This window comes from Streptomyces sp. NBC_01275 (genome assembly GCF_026340655.1).
GTDB lineage: Bacteria > Actinomycetota > Actinomycetes > Streptomycetales > Streptomycetaceae > Streptomyces.
The window spans coordinates 6,643,462-6,660,684 of the sequence record NZ_JAPEOZ010000001.1; the positions used below are offsets into that span (position 1 = coordinate 6,643,462).

Below are 17,223 nucleotides of genomic sequence, written 5' to 3' on the forward strand. Positions count from 1 at the left end.
TCGGGGGAAGGGTTGTGTCGTGGCCGAACAGGACGTCGGGGTCGGGCAGTTGCTGCTCGCCGAGTACCAGACCGTGAAGGACGAGCAGAAGGCCCGCATCGGGTTCCGGGACAACCTGCTGTACGTGACCTTGGCGGTCGTGGCCGCCGTGATCGCCGCCGCGGCGCAGGCCAGGCAGGCGTCGATGCTGCTGGCGCTGCCGCCGGTGTGCGTGGTGCTGGGGTGGACCTACCTGGTCAACGACGAGAAGATCTCGGTGATCGGCCGGTACATCCGGGGCGAGTTGGGGCCTCGGCTGGCCGCGCTCACGGGCTCCGCGGACGTCTTCGGGTGGGAGGCCTACCACCGGGGCGACTCCCGCCGTAGGACCCGCAAGATCGTGCAGTGCGTGGTCGACCTCCTCGCCTTCTGCGCCGTACCGCTGGCCGCGTTGGGCGTGTACTGGGGCGGGGGAGCGGTGTCGCCGGGGCTGCTGGCGCTGTCCCTCGTGGAGGCGGGGGCGGTCGTGGGACTCGGCGTGTTCGTGGTGCGGTACACGGTGCCGTTCGGGGGAGGGAGCGGAGGCGGAGGGGGCGGGGGAAGCGGTTCGGCTTGAACGCCGTGAACCCCGCCCGCCTCACCGTCCCTTCCCCGCCGCCCCCCGCACCCACCGATACACCAGCTCCGGCCGCCCCACCTGCCCGTACAGCGGCTTTCGCTCCGCCCTGCCCGCCTCCACCAGGTGCTCCAGATACCGTCGGGCGGTGATCCGGGAGATGCCGACGGCCTCGGCCACGCCCGCCGCGGTCAGGCCCTCCGTGGCCTGTCGGACGGTCTCGGTGACCCGTTCCAGGGTGGGCGCGCTCAAGCCCTTGGGGAGGGCCGCGGGGCTGGGCGCGCGCAGGGCGGCGAGGGCGCGGTCGACCTCGTCCTGGCCGCTCGCCTCGCCCGCGGCCCCGCGGAACTCCGCGTACCGGACCAGCCGGTCGCGGAGGGTCGCGAAGGTGAACGGCTTCAGGACGTACTGCACGACCCCGAGCGACACGCCTTCCCGGACGACCGTCAGATCCCGCGCCGACGTCACCGCTATCACGTCCGCGTGATATCCGGCCGCCCTCAGGGACCGGGCCAGCTGCAGGCCGTGGCCGTCGGGGAGGTGCAGGTCGAGCAGGAGCAGATCCACCGGCGTACGGTCCAGCAGTCGCCGTGCCTCCGCGCCGGTGTGCGCCTTGCCCACCGCAACGAAACCCGGCACCCGGCCGACGTACAGGACGTGCGCGTCGGCGGCCACCGGGTCGTCCTCGACGACCAGCACCCGAATCGGCTCCTCGCCGGTCACGCCCGTATCGCCCGTCCCACCTGTCTTGCTGGTCCCACCTGTCCCACCCGTCCCGCCCGTCATCCCGCGCCTCCAGACACCGGTCTCGCCACGACGGCCTCCGCGGCCTCCGCCCGCAACGGCAGCCGCACCACGAACTCCGCCCCGCCTCCCTCGGCCTCCGCCACCGACAGCGTCCCGTCGTGCCGGTGTACGGCCTGGCGGACCAGGGCGAGTCCCAGGCCCCGTCCGCCCGGGCCCGCCGGCTTGGTGGAGAAGCCCCGTTCGAAGACCTGGGAGGCGTGAGCAGGATCCACCCCCGATCCCGTGTCCGCCACCCGTAGGACCAGTTCGTCGTCCGCCGCGCCCGTGCCGGGATCCGCGGAAGCCGTCGACGCCGTCACCGTCACCCGCCCCCGCACGCTGCCCTGCGCCGCGTCCACCGCGTTGTCGATGAGGTTGCCGAGGATCGTCACCAGGTCCCTGGCCGGCAGGGACCGGGGGAGCAGCCCGTCGTCCAGGTCGCTCTCCTGGGACACCACCAGCTCCACGCCCCGCTCGTTCGCCTGGGCCGTCTTGCCCAGCAGCAGGGCCGCAAGGACCGGCTCGCTCACGGCGGCCACCACCTGGTCGGTGAGAGCCTGCGCCAGTTCCAGCTCCGCCGTGGCGAACTCCACCGCCTCCTCCGCCCTCCCCAGCTCGATCAGCGACACCACCGTGTGCAGCCGGTTGGCGGCCTCGTGGGCCTGCGAGCGCAGCGCCTGCGTGAAGCCGCGCTCCGAGTCCAACTCGCCCATCAGGGACTGGAGCTCGGTGACGTCACGCAAGGTCACCACGGTGCCCCGCTGCTCGCCGCCCGACACCGGCGAGGTGTTCACCACGAGTACCCGGTCGGCCGTCAGATGCACCTCGTCGACCCGGGGCTCGGACGAGAGCAGCGCGCCCGTCAGCGGGGCCGGCAGACCGAGGTCGGCGACCGACAGCCCGACGGCCTCCCCGGACACCCCCAGCAGCTCCCGCCCGCCGTCGTTGATCAACGCCACCCTGTACTGCCCGTCCAGCATCAGCAGCCCCTCGCGCACCGCGTGCAGCGCCGCCTGGTGGTAGTCGTGCATCCGGCTGAGCTCGGCCGCGTTCATGCCGTGGGTGTGCCGGCGCAGGGACGCGTTGATGACGTACGTGCCGATCGCGCCGAGGGCGAGGGCCCCGGCCGCGACCCCGAACAGGGCTGTGACCTGGTCCTGCACCCGTTTGCTGATCGCCTCGACCTTGATGCCCGCGCTGACCATTCCGATGATCTTCTTGTGGTCGTCCTCGATCGGGGTGACCGCGCGGACGGACGCGCCGAGGGTGCCGGTGTAGGTCTCGGTGAAGGTCCGGCCCGCGAGGGCGGCCGCGGTGTTGCCGCGGAAGCGCTGGCCGATCTGGTCCTGGTCCGGATGGGTCCAGCGGATGCCCTCCGGATTCATGATCGTCACGAAGTCGACCTCCGTGTCCCGCATGACCCGCAGGGCGTACGGCTGGAGCTCCGCCGTGGGGTTCGCGGTGTGGATCGCCGCACGCACCGACGGCGAGTCGGCGACCGAGCGGGCCACCGCGGTGGCCTGGCGGCCCGCGGCCTCCTCGGCCTGGCCGCGGTCGCTGACGTAGGTGAACAGCGCGTAACCGGCGACGAGCACCGCTATCAGCACCGCCTGCATGGCGAAGAGCTGGCCGGCGAGGCTGCGTGGTCTCGGCAGGTCGGGGATGCGCATGTCGTCAGTGTGCCCCCGGCGTTAAGTGTGAACTAAATGAACGGAAGGGTGACCGCCCTCACAGGGCGGGAGATAGTCACGGCAATCCCCCATAACCCCCGGACGTGAGCCGCACTCCGGTGGACGCCGACGAAGACGTCAAGGAGGGCAGCCGTGGCCGCCAGCAGCACCCCCGATACGGCACCTGCCGCACCCGCAGTCAAGCGGGACCGCACCCACTATCTGTACATCGCGGTGATCGTCGCGGTCGCCATCGGCATCGCCGTGGGGCTCATCGCCCCCGACTTCGCCGTCGAGCTGAAGCCCATCGGCACCGGCTTCGTGAACCTGATCAAGATGATGATCTCGCCGATCATCTTCTGCACGATCGTTCTCGGCATCGGATCCGTACGCAAGGCCGCCAAGGTCGGCGCCGTCGGCGGCATCGCCCTCGGCTACTTCCTGGTCATGTCGCTGGTCGCCCTCGGCATCGGCCTCGTCGTCGGCAACATCCTGGAGCCGGGCACCGGCCTCGCGATCACCGACGCCGTGAAGGAGACCGGCCAGGCGCAGGTCTCGCCGGAGGCCAAGGACACCACCGAGTTCCTCCTCGGCATCATCCCCACCACGATCGTCTCCGCCTTCACCGAGGGCGAGGTCCTCCAGACCCTGCTCATCGCGCTGCTCTGCGGCTTCGCCCTGCAGGCCATGGGCAAGGCCGGCCAGCCGGTCCTGCGCGGCGTCGAGCACATCCAGCGCCTCGTCTTCCGTGTCCTGGCGATGGTGATGTGGGCCGCCCCGATCGGCGCCTTCGGCGCGATGGCCGCGGTCGTCGGCTCGGCGGGCGTGGACGCGCTCAAGAGCCTGGCCGTGCTGATGCTCGGCTTCTACGTCACCTGTTTCCTCTTCGTCTTCCTGGTGCTCGGCACGCTGCTGCGGATCGTCGCGGGTCTGAACATCCTGACGTTCTTCAAGTACCTCGGCCGCGAGTTCCTGCTGATCCTGTCCACCTCCTCCTCCGAGTCCGCGCTGCCGCGACTCATCGCGAAGATGGAGCACCTGGGCGTCAGCAAGCCGGTCGTCGGCATCACCGTCCCGACCGGCTACTCCTTCAACCTCGACGGCACCATGATCTACATGACCATGGCGTCCCTGTTCATCGCCGACGCCATGGGCACCCCGATGTCGCTCGGCGAGCAGATCCCGCTGCTGCTCTTCCTGCTGGTCGCCTCCAAGGGCGCGGCCGGCGTCACCGGCGCCGGCATGGCGACCCTGGCCGGCGGTCTGCAGTCGCACAAGCCCGCCCTGGTGGACGGCATCGGCCTCATCGTCGGCATCGACCGCTTCATGAGCGAGGCCCGCGCCCTCACCAACTTCGCCGGCAACGCGGTCGCCACGGTCCTGATCGGCACCTGGACCAAGGAGATCGACCGGGAGCGCGTCGACCTCGTGCTCGCCGGCGGGCTGCCCTTCGACGAGAAGACCCTGCTCGACGACTACGAGGGCGAGGCCGCCGGGGACGCCCCGGCGGACGTGCCCGAGCAGCGCGAGGGCGGCGAGAAGGAACTCGCCAAGGCCTGACCGTCCGCGCACTCCCCGAACCCCGAGTGTCCGGCCCCGCCTGAACCGGGGCCGGACACCCGGTCACTCTCTCCCCCCCCGCTTTCCCCCGGGCGTTACCCGCCCCACCTGCTCCGGGCGGCTGTGCACTCCCCCGTCGTTCAGCCGCCCGGTTTCTCCTTCTCCGGGTTCCCTTTCTCCGGGTTCCCTTTCTTCGGTTCACCGGCCCTCGCCACCAGTGCGGCGGCCAGCGCAGCGGGCACGCCCGCCGAGGTCAGCACCGTGACCGCGGCCGAGCGGCCCGCTTCGCGCGTGCCGAGCAGGCCCTCGTTCACCGCCTCGACCAGCGCGAACAGAATCTCCTCCTGCACATACGCCAGCGCGGGAGCCGGCAGCGGCGAGGCGAACACCCCCTCGTCCAGCCCACGCTGCAACAGCCGTACGGTGCTCTCGCGGACCGGGGCCAGCCGCTCCCGGACGCCTCGGTCGGTGACCGTGCGCCGGGCCAGCGTGACCAGCAGGCGATAGCGGTCGGCGACCTCCCAGACCGCGAGCACCGAGCGGGCCAGCGCGTTCGCCGGATCCACGGCCCCCTCGCGCCCCGCCGCCTGCGCGGCCGCCAGCGCCTCCACCGCCCCGTCCACCAGCGTCCCGATCAACGCCTCCCGGCTCGGAAAGTGCCCGTACACCGTCCGTCGTACGACGCCCGCGGCCCGTGCGATCCGGTCCATGGACGCGTCCGGGTCCCGCATCAGCTCGGCGAGGGCCACATCGAGTATCCGGCGGCGGTTCGCGTCGGCGCGGGTGGGGTTACCGGGGGTCATGGCGGCCATTGTGCCCGCCCCGGGGGGAGCGGCCCCAAGATCTCGGCCACTCGACGATCCTCACCGACCTCTTACCCGCGTCCACTAGCGTGCCGCGCCGGTCGAACGATGTGGGAGGCACGGGGGATGAAGATCGACTGGGACCGGCGGACGTGTGCGCGGCGCGGGCATGTGACGTACGCGCCGGACGAGGCGCTGCTACGGGCTCGGCTGCACGCGGAGACCGCCCTCGGGGACGTCTGGCGCTGTCTGCGCTGCGGCGACTTCGCGCTCGGCGCGCCGCACGGCTCGGGACCGGCGGCCGACGCCCCGCTCGTGCCGCGCGGCAAGGTGCTGCGGGACCTGTTCATCCTGCGCTTCCTGGCGATCGAGCGGGCGGTGCGCGGGGTGTTCATCGTGCTGGTCGCGGCGGCCGTGTGGAGGTTCAGCAACTCCCAGGACGCCGTGCGCCGGCTCTTCGACGAGTATCTGGACGTCTTCCGCCCGGTGTTCCGGCACTTCCACTACGACCTCGACCACTCACCGGTCGTCGGCACCATCCAGAAGACCTTCGGCTACCGGCACTCCACGCTGCTGCTGGTGGCGGTGCTGCTGCTGGCGTACGCGCTGATCGAGCTCGTCGAGGCGGTGGGCCTCTGGTACGCCAGGCGCTGGGCGGAGTATCTGACGGTCGTCGCCACCGCCGCCTTCCTCCCGCTGGAGATCTACGAACTCACCGAGCACGTCAGCTGGTTGAAGATCGCCACCCTGGTCCTCAACGTCCTCGCCGTCGTCTACATCCTGCTGGCCAAAAGGCTGTTCGGCCTCCGCGGCGGCCACCGCGCCTTCGAGGCGGAGCGCCGCGGGGCCTCCCTGCTGGAGGTCGAGGAGTCGGCCGGGGTGACAGAGGCGACGGCGGCGAGCTGATCCAGGGGACGTCATCGCCCCCGCCCCCCGCCCCCCACCGCCCTCTGTCGCCCTCCCCTCACCCCTCCCGCTCCAGCGCCCCCGCCAGCCGCGCCCTCTCCTCCTCGTCCAGCACCAGGTCGGCCGCCCCCGCCGAGTCCCGGATGGTCTGCGGGCGGCTCGCTCCCGGGATCGGGATCACCGTGGAGGAGCGGGTCAGGAGCCAGGCGAGGCCGATCTGCTGGGGGCTCACCCCGCGCTCGCGGGCGATCTCGTGGAACGCGCCGAAGCGCGGGGCGTCCGCCGGCCGGGACGACGGTCCGTCCAGGGCGCTGCGGGAGAGGCCGCCCAGGGGGCTCCACGGCAGGAACGCCAGGCCCAGGTCCGCCGCCAGCCGCAGCTCGGGCTCGCTGTCGCGCACCGCGGGCGAGTACCGGTTCTGCACGGAGACCAGCCGGTCGCCGAGGATCGCGTGGGCCCGGCGGATCTGCTCCGCGTCCGTGTTGGAGACGCCGGCCAGCCGGATCTTGCCCTCGTCGAGCAGGTCCCGCAGCGCGCCGACCGACTCCTCGAAGGGGACCGCCGGGTCGGGCTTGTGGAGCTGGTAGAGGCCGATCGCCTCGAGGCCGAGCCGGCGCAGGGAGGCCTCGGCGGCGGCCTTCAGACGGCGGGGGTCGCCGTTCACCGTCCAGTCCGAGCCGGCCGGTCGGCCGCGGCCGCCCTTCGTCGCCACCAGCACGCCGTCCCGGGAACCGCCGTAGGAGGCCAGGGCGCGGGCCAACAGGCGTTCGTTGTGGCCGGGGTCCTCGCCGGGCAGGTGGTAGGAGTCGGCCGTGTCCAGCAGGGTCACGCCCGCGTCGAGCGCCGCGTGGACGGTGGCCAGGGCGCGCGCCTCGTCGGGGCGGCCCTCGACGGACAGCGGCATCGCACCGAGCCCTATCGCGCTCACCCGCAGGCCGCCCAGGGTGCGGTACCGCACGTCAGGCGTCCTTTCCGAGGGTCTCGGCGACGGCTGTCGGCAGCCAGCGCCGGGCGTCGCCGAAGGCGAAGCCGAGCTTCGTGGCACGGGAGTTGTCCATGCCGTAGGAGCGGAAGAAGGAGAACGGCGAGACCTCGCCCACTTCGACCTCCTGGAAGGAGACCGGCTCGCCGCCGGGCACCCGAGCCGCCACCGCCGCCACCAGTTCGTCCGTGGTCAGCGGGCCGTGGGACGCCGCGTTGACCGGGCCCGCGAAGTCCTCGCCCACCGCCCAGAACAGGAAGTCGGCGATCTCCTCGACATGGATGTACGTCGCCGGGTGGTTCACCGTCGGCACGGTGATCGGCTCGCCGGCGCGGATGCGGGAGGCGTAGTGCTCCAGCCGTCCGGTGAAGTCGTCGTCCCCGCCCAGGACATGGGCGACGCGCACGGCGACGTAGGGGAACGCGGGGTCCGCCGCGAACACGGCCTCCGCCTGCCTCTTGCCCTCGCCGTAGTGGGCATCGAGGAACTCCGGTTCGTCCCAGGGGAGTTCCAGGTCCACGGTCACGCTCAGCGGATCGACGTCGGTCTCCCGCACCGGCGCGAGGGAGTCCTCGTGCTCGTACACCTCGACCGTCGACGTCATCACATAGCGGCGGGCGCGGCCGGCGAAGACCCGGCGGGCGACGGTCGCCTGGCGCGGGGTGTAGCAGACCTGGTCGACGACGACGTCGAAGGTGCGGGAACCGAGGGCCGAGTTCAGCGCCGTCTCGTCGTCGCGGTCGGCGACCAGGTGGACCGCGCCCGGGGGCGGGGCCGACGAGCCGCGGTTCAGCACCGTCACCCGGTCCCCGGCGGCCAGGAGCCGTGCGATGAGCCGCTTGCCGAAATAGCGGTTTCCCCCGATGACCAAGACCTCTCGTTTCTCCATGGTCATAATTCTTCCGGTCCGCATGGGTGTTCTGAAGGGGGAGACATGGGAGTTCCGGCCGCCGCACCGAAAGAACCACGGCAGCTGCGAGGCGCAGCCAGGGAAACGTCGGTGGCCTTCGACGGGCTGGACCGGCAGATCCTCCGGCTTCTGCAGACCGACGGCCGGATCAAGCTCAGCGAGCTGGGGCGACGCGTCCGGCTGAGCCCGGCGGCGGTCACCGAGCGGGTGCGCCGACTGGAGAGCGCGGGCGTGATCAGCGGCTACGGCGCCCAGGTCGTCCCCGGCCGGCTCGGTTACGGCATCCAGGCGTTCATCCGGGTCAACCCGCACGGCGGCTACAACCTGAAGCACCCCAGGACCCTGGAGCTGATCGAGCGCCCCGAGATCACCGAGGTGCACCATGTCGTCGGCGAGGACTGCTGGCTCCTGAAGGTCGCCGTCCGGGACACGGTCCACCTGGAGGAGGTCCTCGGGGAGATCTCCGCGCTCGGGCGGACCACGACGTCGATCGTGCTGACGTCGCCGGTGCCGCGGAAACCGCTCTTGCCCTGACGTCGACGTCAAGCCTTACGTTCGTAGGCATGCGAATCGGCGAGCTGGCCGCACGGGCCGGGACCACGACGCGGGCTCTGCGGTACTACGAGTCGCGGGGGCTGCTGCCCGCGCGGCGCGGCGACAACGGGTACCGGACGTACGACGAGGACGATCTGAAGCTGCTGCGGCAGATCAGGACGCTGCAGGACTTCGGGTTCGACCTGGAGGAGACGCGGCCGTTCGTGGAGTGCCTGCGCGCCGGGCACCCGCAGGGCGACGCCTGCCCCGCCTCGCTCGCGGTCTACCGGCGCAAGCTGGACGAGCTCGACGCGCTGATCGGCGAGCTGCGGGCGGTGCGGGAGCAGGTCGCCGGGCAGCTCGTGCGCGCCGAGCTGGCCGCCGGCGCGCTGGTTCCGGGGAGTCCGGAACCCGGGTGCGAACTGGGAGGACAACAGCTGTGACCAAGGCGGTCGGAGTGCCCGAGGTGACGGACGCGGACTTCGCGGCGGAGGTGATCGACGCGGAGCTGCCGGTGCTGGTGGAGTTCACGGCCGACTGGTGTCCGCCGTGCCGGCAGATGGGGCCGGTGCTCAGCGCGCTGGCGGCGGAGGAGGGCGAGCGGCTGAAGGTGGTGCAACTGGACGTGGACGCCAACCCCGAGACCACGAACGCGTACAAGGTGCTGTCGATGCCGACCTTCATGGTCTTCCAGGGCGGCGAGCCCGTGAAGGCGATGGTGGGGGCCCGGCCGAAGCGGCGGCTGCTGGAGGAGCTGTCCGACGTGCTGTGATCCCGGCAGGGAAAGAAGAAATCCCCCGAGCAATTGCGCTCGGGGGATTTCTCTGCGTATATTCAATGATTCGCGACTTCAGGATAATCGAGTCGCAAAGAAGTTCACTGAGCGCAGTATATCCGGCCGGGAGCGGAATTGTCAAACACCGACTTTCCAGATAGTGAATTGCGGGATGAGCAGGAATTCATCGACGCCCTGTACACCCGCGTGGACGCCCTGCGCGGCCACACCGAGGCCGCGGTCACCGACGCGCTCGCCCAGGGCGTCGCGCCCATGCAGGCCCGCCTGGAACGGGACATCCTCGTCGCCGAGCGCTCCGGGCTGCTGGCCGCGCTGAACGCGGTGGACGGCTCCCTCTGCTTCGGCCGCATCGACCTCACCTCGGGCGCCCGCCACCACATCGGCCGGATCGGCCTGCGCACCGAGGACGCCGAGCGCACGCCGTTCCTCATCGACTGGCGGGCCGACGTCGCCCGCCCCTTCTACCTGGCCACCGGGCACACCCCGATGGGCCTGCGCCGCCGCCGGCACCTCACCACCTCCGGCCGCCGGGTCACCGCCCTGCACGACGAGATCCTCGACCTCGGCGACGCCACCCGCACCGGCCACGAGGACCCCACCGGCGACGCCGTCCTGCTCGCCGCGCTCGACTCCGCGCGCACCGGCCGGATGAGCGACATCGTGCAGACCATCCAGGCCGAACAGGACGAGATCATCCGGGCCCCGCACCGCGGGGTGCTGGTCGTCGAGGGCGGCCCGGGCACCGGCAAGACCGCCGTCGCCCTGCACCGCGCCGCCTATCTCCTCTACGAGCACCGGGAACTGCTCGCCCGGCGCGCCGTCCTCATCGTCGGCCCCAACCCCGCCTTCCTCGGCTACATCGGCGAGGTGCTCCCCTCACTGGGCGAGACCGGCGTGCTGCTGGCGACGGTCGGCGAGCTCTACCCGGGCGTACGGGCCACGGCGACGGACACCCCCCAGGCGGCCGCGGTGAAGGGCCGCGCCGCGATGGCGGACGTGCTCGCCGCCGTCGTACGCGACCGGCAGGCGCTGCCCGATCCGGTGCTCGCCATCGAGCACGACCGCGAGGTCCTGATGCTCGACGACGGACTGGTGGGCATGGCCCGCGAGCGCACCCGGGCCGTCAACCTGCCGCACAACGCGGCCCGCGAGCACTTCGAGGGCCACATCCTCAACACGCTGACGGACATGGTCGCCGAGCGCATCGGCACGGACCCCTACGACGGCTCGAACATGCTGGACGCCAGCGACATCACCCAGATCCGCGACGAGCTCGCCGAGAACCCCGAAGTATGGTCCGCCATCGACCGGCTGTGGCCGCGGATCACCCCCCAGCGCCTGGTCGCCGACTTCCTCGCCCACCCCGAGGAGTACGTCGGCGACGAGGACGCCGCCGCGATCCGCCGGCCGGTGACCCGGGCGTGGACCGTCGCGGACGTGCCGCTGCTCGACGAGGCGGCCGAACTGCTCGGCGAGGACGACCGGGTGGCCCGGGCGCTGGCGGAGCGGGAGCGCGAGACGCAGGTCGCCTTCGCGCAGGGCGTCCTCGACGTCTCCTACGCCTCCCGCACCTACGAGTTCGAGGACAAGGAGGACGGCGACCCCGACGGCTCCGAGGTGCTGTCCGCGCACGACATCATCGACGCCGAACGGTTCGCCGAACGGCACGAGGAGGACGACCACCGCAGCGCCGCCGAGCGCGCGGCGGCCGACCGGACCTGGGCGTTCGGGCACATCATCGTCGACGAGGCGCAGGAGCTGTCGCCGATGGCGTGGCGGCTGCTCATGCGGCGCAGCCCGACCCGCTCGATGACCCTGGTCGGCGACCCGGCGCAGACCGCGGAGGCGGCCGGCGTCGGCTCCTGGTCGGACATCCTCGCCCCCTATGTCGAGGACCGCTGGGAGCACACCCGGCTCGGCGTCAACTACCGCACCCCGGCCGAGATCATGGAGGTCGCGGCAGCGGTGGTGCGCGCCCAGGACCCCGGCTTCGAGCCGCCGAGCTCCGTCCGCTCCACCGGCGTACGGCCCTGGGCGCGCGCCGCCGACGGCGACCTGCCCGGCGCGGTCGCCGAGGCGGTGGCCGAGCTGACCCCCGCCGAGGGGCGGCTCGCGGTGATCGCGCCGCGCGCCCTGCATCGCGCACTGGCCGCCCGGCTCGACGGGGTGCGCGCGGGTGCGGAGCCGGACCTGACCCGGACCGTCGTCCTGCTGGACCCCCGCCAGTCCAAGGGCCTGGAGTTCGACTCCGTCCTCGTCGTCGAACCCGCGCGGTACGGAGCCAGCGATCTGTACGTCGCCCTGACCCGGGCCACCCAGCGGCTCGGGATCGTCCACGGCGAGGAACTGCCGACGGCGCTGGCCAAGGCCCTCGGGTAGTCCCCGGGCAGTCCCGGGGAGGAGCTCGGGCGGGCCCGGGGCAGTCCTCGGAGTAACGCAGGATCACCAAGACGTAACAGTTCACGCCGTGATCACTGCGCGTGCACGGCCGGTGCGGTAAGCGTGGCGGTATGGAAGCGCACCCCCACGCCCTCGCACCGGCCGACAGTCCCGCACTCGGCTCGCTGCCCGTGGAACCCCTGCTCACCGCGGAGTTCGACGCGGACCCCGGCGCGGTGTACCGGCGGCTGCGGCGTACGTACGGCCCCGTGGCCCCCGTCGGCCTCATGGGCGTACCGGTGTGGCTCGTGCTGGACTACCGGGAGGTCCTGGAGGTCCTGCGCAACGAGAGCCTGTGGCGGCGCGACGTCCGTTGCTGGCGCGCCCGGGCGCAGGGCGAACTGCCGCCCGACTGGCCGCTGCTGGCCGGCTACGAGGTACGGCAGATGATGTTCATGGACGAGGAGGAGCACCGGGCGGCCCGCCGCACCCACCACGCGGCCCTGCGCCCCTTCCAGGACGCCAGGACCCCCGAGGGCTGGGAGCTGCGCTCCGCCGTGGCCCGGTACGCCGACGAACTCGTCGCCCTGCTGGCCGCCGAGTCGGGCCGTACCGGCTTCGCCGACCTGAGCGCGCAGTACACCCGGCCGCTGCTGCTGATGGTCACCACCAAGCTGTTCGGCTGCCCGGTCGAGCTGGGCGACGAACTGGTCATGGACCTGTGGCGGATGCTCGACGGAGGCCCCGACGCGGGCCCCGCCACGGGGAGGGCGCTGGCCGCCTTCACCCGGCTCGCCGCCCACCGCCGTGCGGTGCCCGGCGACGACCTCACCTCGTACCTGTTGCTGGCCGATCCCGACCTCAGCGACGAGCAGCTCGGCCGGGAACTGTTCATGAACGCCGTCTACCTCAACGACATCACCGGCAACATGGTCCTCAACACCCTGCTGGAGGTGCTGCGCGGCAACGCCACGGTCCGCCGCAGCCTCTCCGCCGGGCAGCTGGGCGAGACCGTGAACCGGGCGGCCCTCGCCAACCCGCCGGTCGCCAACATGTGCTTCCGGTTCGCCGCGCGGGACGTGCCGCTGGGCGGGTTCTGGATCCGGGCCGGCGACATCGTGTCCCCGTCCGCCGCGGCCGCCCACCAGGACCTGCTGGCCATCGGCTCCTCCCACATGGTCGGCTCCACCGTCTCCACCCGCGCCCATCTGGGCTGGGGCGCGGGCCCGCACCAGTGTCCCAGCGCGGCCCGCGAACTCGGCTCGCTGATCGTCACCACCGCCGTGGGCCGCGTCTTCGACCACTTCACCCAGGCCGAACTGACCCTCCCGCACGACCAGTTGCCCTGGCGCTCGGGCCCGGTGGTACGAGGCCTGAAGGTGCTGCCGGTCCGCTACGCACTGAACCCCGCCCTCACCCCCGCCCACCGGAGCGGCGAACTCGTCCCGGCGGGCGACGCCCCGACGGGCGGCGACCGGCAGGCCAGGGGGCTGCTGGCGGCCCTGCGCAGGCTGATGTTCGGGGGCGGCTGACGTCCGGGGGCGGCGGCGGGGCCTAGGCAGGCCGCAGCCACACCGTCGCGAGCGGGGGCAGGGTGAGGCGGAGGCTCGCCGGGCGGCCGTGCCAGGGCTGGGGCTCGGGCTTGAGCGGGTCGGACCGGGCGACGCCGCTGCCGCCGTACGCCGTCGCGTCCGTGTTGAGGTCCTCGTGCCAGGCGAGGACGTCGTCGGGGACGCCCAGGCGGTAGTCGTGGCGGACGACGGGGGAGAAGTTGGAGACGGACAGGAGGGGGGAGCCCTCGACGTCGTAGCGGAGGAAGGCGAAGACGTTGTCCTCGGCCGCGTCGCCGACCACCCACTGGAAGCCGGCCGGGTCGGTGTCCCGCTGCCACAGGGCGGGGGTCCGCCGGTAGCCGGCGTTGAGGTCGCGCACCAGGTCGCGAACGCCGCGGTGGTCGGCCTCCGCCCCGTAGGCGGGGTCCAGCAGCCACCAGTCGGGGCCGTGCGCCTCGGACCACTCCGCGCCCTGGGCGAACTCCTGCCCCATGAAGAGGAGCTGCTTGCCCGGATGGGCCCACATGAACGCGAGGTAGGCCCGCAGGTCGGCGCGCTGCTGCCACCAGTCGCCCGGCATCTTCGACACCAGGGAGCGCTTGCCGTGCACGACCTCGTCGTGGGAGATCGGCAGGACGTAGTTCTCGCTGTAGGCGTACACCATCGAGAACGTCATCTCGTGGTGGTGGTATCTGCGGTGCACCGGCTCATGGCTCAGATACGCGAGCGAGTCGTGCATCCAGCCCATGTTCCACTTCAGCCCGAAACCGAGCCCCCCGAAGCCGCTCGGGCCCGGAAGGTGCGTGGCCCGGGTGACGCCGTCCCAGGCCGTCGACTCCTCCGCGATCGTGACGACGCCCGGACTGCGCCGGTAGACCGTCGCGTTCATCTCCTGGAGGAACGCCACCGCGTCCAGGTTCTCCCGGCCGCCGTGCTCGTTCGGGGTCCACTGGCCCGGCTCGCGCGAGTAGTCGAGGTAGAGCATCGAGGCCACGGCGTCCACCCGCAGGCCGTCGATGTGGAACTCCTCGCACCAGTAGGTGGCGTTGGCCACCAGGAAGTTGCGCACCTCGCGCCGCCCGAAGTCGAACTCCAGCGTCCCCCAGTCGGGATGGGCGGCGCGCAGCGGGTCGGAGTGCTCGTACAGCGGACGCCCGTCGAACTCGGCCAGCGCCCAGTCGTCGCGCGGGAAGTGCGCCGGCACCCAGTCCATGAGCACCCCGACGCCCGCCTGGTGCAGGGCGTCGACCAGGTACTTGAAGTCGTCCGGCGTGCCGAGCCGGGCCGTGGGCGCGTAGAACCCGGTGACCTGATACCCCCAGGAGCCGCCGAACGGATGCTCCGCGACCGGCATCAGCTCGACATGCGTGAAGCCCAGGTCCTTGACGTACGCCGGGAGCTGATCGGCCAGTTGACGGTACGTCAGTCCCGGTCGCCAGGAGGGGAGATGGACCTCGTATATGGAGAAGGGCGCTTCGTGTACGGGGAGTTCGGCGCGCCGCGCCAGCCACTCCTCGTCGCCCCACGTGTAGTGCGAGGCCGTCACGATCGACGAGGTGCTCGGGGGGACCTCCGTGCGCCGGGCCAGCGGATCGGCGCGCAGGGTGTGCGAGCCGTCGGGGCGGGTGATGTCGAACTTGTACAGCTCGCCCTCGCCCAGCCCCGGCACGAACAGCTCCCACACCCCCGAGGAGCCGAGCGAACGCATCGGATGCCCGGTGCCGTCCCAGAAGTTGAAGGCCCCGGCCAGCCGCACCCCGCGCGCGTTCGGAGCCCACACCGCGAACCGGGTGCCGCTCACGCCCTCGTGGACCGTCGGGTGCGCGCCGAGCACCGTCCACAGCTCCTCGTGCCGGCCCTCGCCGAGCAGATGCAGGTCCAGATCGCCCAGCGTGGGCAGGAAGCGGTACGCGTCCGCGAGCTCCACGGCCGCGTCGTCGTACGCCACCAGAAGCCGGTAGTCCGGGACCTCCGTCAGGGGCGCCAGCGCCGAGAAGAAGCCGTCGCCGTCGTCGTGCAGCTCGGCGCGCAGCTCCCCCGCGACGACGGTGACGGACCGCGCGTACGGGCGCAACGCCCGGAAGACGACCCCGCCGGGCGCCGGATGCGCGCCGAGCACGGCGTGCGGGTCGTGATGCGTGCCGGCCAGCAGCCGCTCGCGGTCGACAGCTTCGGCTGCTGTCGTGCCTGTCGCCTTCTTCTTCGGGGGAGTCACGTGCGGGTTCTCCTCAGTGGCAGGTCAGGACAGGGCCGATCAGGGCAGGGCCGGTCAGGGCAGGTCGGGGGCGGCGAGGCGGTGGATCGCGGACAGCGGTACGGCGAGCCAGTCGGGGCGGTGACGGGCTTCGTAGACGGCTTCGTAGACCGCCTTGTCCGTCTCGTAGGCCCGCAGGAGCACGGGATCGGTGCGCGGGTCGCGGCCGGCGACCTCGGCGTATCCGGAGCAGTAGGCCGCCCGGCAGGCGGACGCCCAGCCGGGGGCCGGCGGGTCGGACGAGTGGGCCGCGTAGTCGAAGGACCGCAGCATCCCCGCCACGTCCCGCACGGCCGGCTGCGCCATCCGCCGCTCGGCCAGCGGCCGGGCCGGCTCGCCCTCGAAGTCGATCAGCGACCACCGGCCGGTCGGCGCGCGCAGGCACTGCCCGAGGTGCAGATCGCCGTGGACGCGCTGGGCGGTCCAGGTGCAGCCCTCGGCCGCGAGATCGGCCAGCGCCGTGAAGGCGGTGCGCAGCGCGGGCGCGTACGGGCGCAGCGCCGGCACCGCCTGGGCTGCCGCGTCCAGCCGTGCGGCCATGCCGTCCGCCAGCGGCCGTATCTGGGAGGCGCCCAGGGTCGCCGTGGGCAGCGCCCGGGCCAGCGCCCCGTGCACCTCGGCGGTGGCCCGCCCCAGCGCCCGCGCCTCCGCGCCGAAGTCCTCGCCCTTGGCCAGCTCCCGCAGCGCCAGCTCCCAGCCGTCCGAGGCCCCTTGCAGATACGGCTGGAGCACGGCCAGCACGGACGACTCCCCCGGGCCCTCCGGGTCCAGGTCCGCGTGCATCCACGCCGTGGGCGCGGGCACCCGGGGGCAGCCCTCGCGGGCCAGCGCCAGCGGCAGCTCCAGATCGGGGTTGACGCCCGGCACGACCTTGCGCAACAGCTTCAGGATGAACGTATCTCCATAGACGACGGACGAGTTCGACTGTTCGCCGGTCATCAGGCGGGGCACCAGCCCCGGGCGGATCTCCTGGGCCGGGTCGCGGTCGCAGCGCAGGGCGCCGATCCTGGCCCGGGTGCGCAGCGCCTCCAGGAGCACCTCGGCGGGCCGGGCGTCGTACAGCGCGTCGTACACGGTCCGGCCGGTCAGCGGACCGTCCGTGACGTGTCCGATCAGCGCGGGGGCCAGCCGGGGCGGCAGGGCCGCGCGGGCGCCGACGAGGAGCTGGTAGCAGTCGCCCGGGGTGTCCGGCTGGTGGGCGCGGACCAGCAGATGGAAGAGGCCGAGCCGGGAGGCGGCCGGCAGCAGCTCGGTGCCCGCCGCCAGCGAGAACCCGGTGACCGGACGCCCCTTGCCGGCGAACCAGCGCTGCCGTGGCAGCCACTCCCGCAGCAGGGGGTCGAGTGACGCGAGGAGGCCGGGGCTTGTCGTGCCGGAGAGTGTGACCGTGTCCGCCATGGCGTCACATTCCTTTCCCCGGGGGGTCGGGGTGTTACTGATGGGTGCCCCGGGCGAGGCAGCGGAAACCGCCCCGCCGTCGGGTTCTCTACGGCGG

Annotated in this window: 15 protein-coding genes; 8 read left to right on the plus strand and 7 right to left on the minus strand. The window is 72.5% G+C overall.

The annotated features are described in order from the left end of the window. Positions 1-19: 19 nt before the first annotated feature. Positions 20-595, plus strand: coding sequence for a hypothetical protein (locus tag OG562_RS29600; protein WP_266403190.1), 576 nt, complete (start codon positions 20-22; stop codon positions 593-595). 21 nt (positions 596-616) lie between these two features. Here OG562_RS29600 and OG562_RS29605 read toward each other — a convergent pair whose 3' ends face one another. Further along, complete coding sequence (locus OG562_RS29605) at positions 617-1,318, minus strand: response regulator (RefSeq protein WP_266403192.1); 702 nt, start codon at positions 1,316-1,318, stop codon at positions 617-619. 59 nt (positions 1,319-1,377) lie between these two features. Continuing rightward, complete coding sequence (locus OG562_RS29610) at positions 1,378-3,051, minus strand: sensor histidine kinase (RefSeq protein ID WP_266403195.1); 1,674 nt, start codon at positions 3,049-3,051, stop codon at positions 1,378-1,380. A gap of 153 nt (positions 3,052-3,204) precedes the next feature. Here OG562_RS29610 and OG562_RS29615 point away from each other — a divergent pair, with 153 nt between their 5' ends. Continuing rightward, the gene (locus OG562_RS29615) at positions 3,205-4,611 is read left to right on the plus strand and encodes a cation:dicarboxylase symporter family transporter (protein ID WP_266403198.1); all 1,407 of its coding nucleotides are present in this window, start codon (positions 3,205-3,207) and stop codon (positions 4,609-4,611) included. Positions 4,612-4,751: 140 nt separating this feature from the next. Here the strand turns inward: OG562_RS29615 and OG562_RS29620 are convergent, their stop codons facing one another. Beyond that, entirely contained in the window at positions 4,752-5,414 is a 663-nt protein-coding gene (locus tag OG562_RS29620) for a TetR/AcrR family transcriptional regulator (protein ID WP_266403202.1), read from the minus strand. A 126-nt stretch (positions 5,415-5,540) separates the two neighbouring features. On the opposite strand from OG562_RS29620, the gene OG562_RS29625 reads away from it, so the two are divergent. Next, a complete protein-coding gene (locus OG562_RS29625) occupies positions 5,541-6,320 on the plus strand; it encodes a DUF2127 domain-containing protein (RefSeq protein WP_266403205.1) in 780 nt (259 codons plus the stop codon). Between the two features lie 58 nt (positions 6,321-6,378). Here the strand turns inward: OG562_RS29625 and OG562_RS29630 are convergent, their stop codons facing one another. After that, positions 6,379-7,278, minus strand: coding sequence for an aldo/keto reductase (locus OG562_RS29630; RefSeq protein WP_266403207.1), 900 nt, complete (start codon positions 7,276-7,278; stop codon positions 6,379-6,381). Between the two features lies 1 nt (position 7,279). Beyond that, a complete protein-coding gene (locus OG562_RS29635) occupies positions 7,280-8,191 on the minus strand; it encodes an NAD-dependent epimerase/dehydratase family protein (protein WP_266403210.1) in 912 nt (303 codons plus the stop codon). 111 nt (positions 8,192-8,302) lie between these two features. Between OG562_RS29635 and OG562_RS29640 the strand changes: the two genes are divergently transcribed. The 5 genes from OG562_RS29640 (at position 8,303) to OG562_RS29660 (ending at position 13,453) form a co-directional block, all read left to right on the plus strand. Then, a complete protein-coding gene (locus tag OG562_RS29640) occupies positions 8,303-8,746 on the plus strand; it encodes an Lrp/AsnC family transcriptional regulator (protein ID WP_266403213.1) in 444 nt (147 codons plus the stop codon). Positions 8,747-8,775: 29 nt separating this feature from the next. Further along, entirely contained in the window at positions 8,776-9,189 is a 414-nt protein-coding gene (locus OG562_RS29645; RefSeq protein ID WP_266403216.1) for a MerR family transcriptional regulator, read from the plus strand. Positions 9,190-9,203: 14 nt separating this feature from the next. Beyond that, positions 9,204-9,518: a co-chaperone YbbN gene (locus tag OG562_RS29650; RefSeq protein WP_266409608.1), complete on the plus strand. Its 315-nt coding sequence runs from the start codon at positions 9,204-9,206 to the stop codon at positions 9,516-9,518. Between the two features lie 168 nt (positions 9,519-9,686). Beyond that, the gene (locus tag OG562_RS29655; protein ID WP_266403219.1) at positions 9,687-11,921 is read left to right on the plus strand and encodes a UvrD-helicase domain-containing protein; all 2,235 of its coding nucleotides are present in this window, start codon (positions 9,687-9,689) and stop codon (positions 11,919-11,921) included. Positions 11,922-12,052: 131 nt separating this feature from the next. Continuing rightward, positions 12,053-13,453, plus strand: coding sequence for a cytochrome (locus OG562_RS29660; protein ID WP_266403221.1), 1,401 nt, complete (start codon positions 12,053-12,055; stop codon positions 13,451-13,453). Positions 13,454-13,475: 22 nt separating this feature from the next. On the opposite strand, the gene glgB is transcribed toward OG562_RS29660, so the two are convergent. Together glgB and OG562_RS29670 are read right to left on the minus strand one after the other, a co-directional pair. Further along, positions 13,476-15,689 (minus strand): 1,4-alpha-glucan branching enzyme, encoded by a 2,214-nt coding sequence (gene glgB, locus OG562_RS29665; protein WP_266403223.1) that lies wholly within the window; start codon positions 15,687-15,689, stop codon positions 13,476-13,478. Between the two features lie 54 nt (positions 15,690-15,743). Continuing rightward, on the minus strand, positions 15,744-17,126 hold the full coding sequence (locus OG562_RS29670) for a phosphotransferase (protein ID WP_266403226.1): 1,383 nt from the start codon (positions 17,124-17,126) through the stop codon (positions 15,744-15,746). Positions 17,127-17,223: the final 97 nt, after the last annotated feature.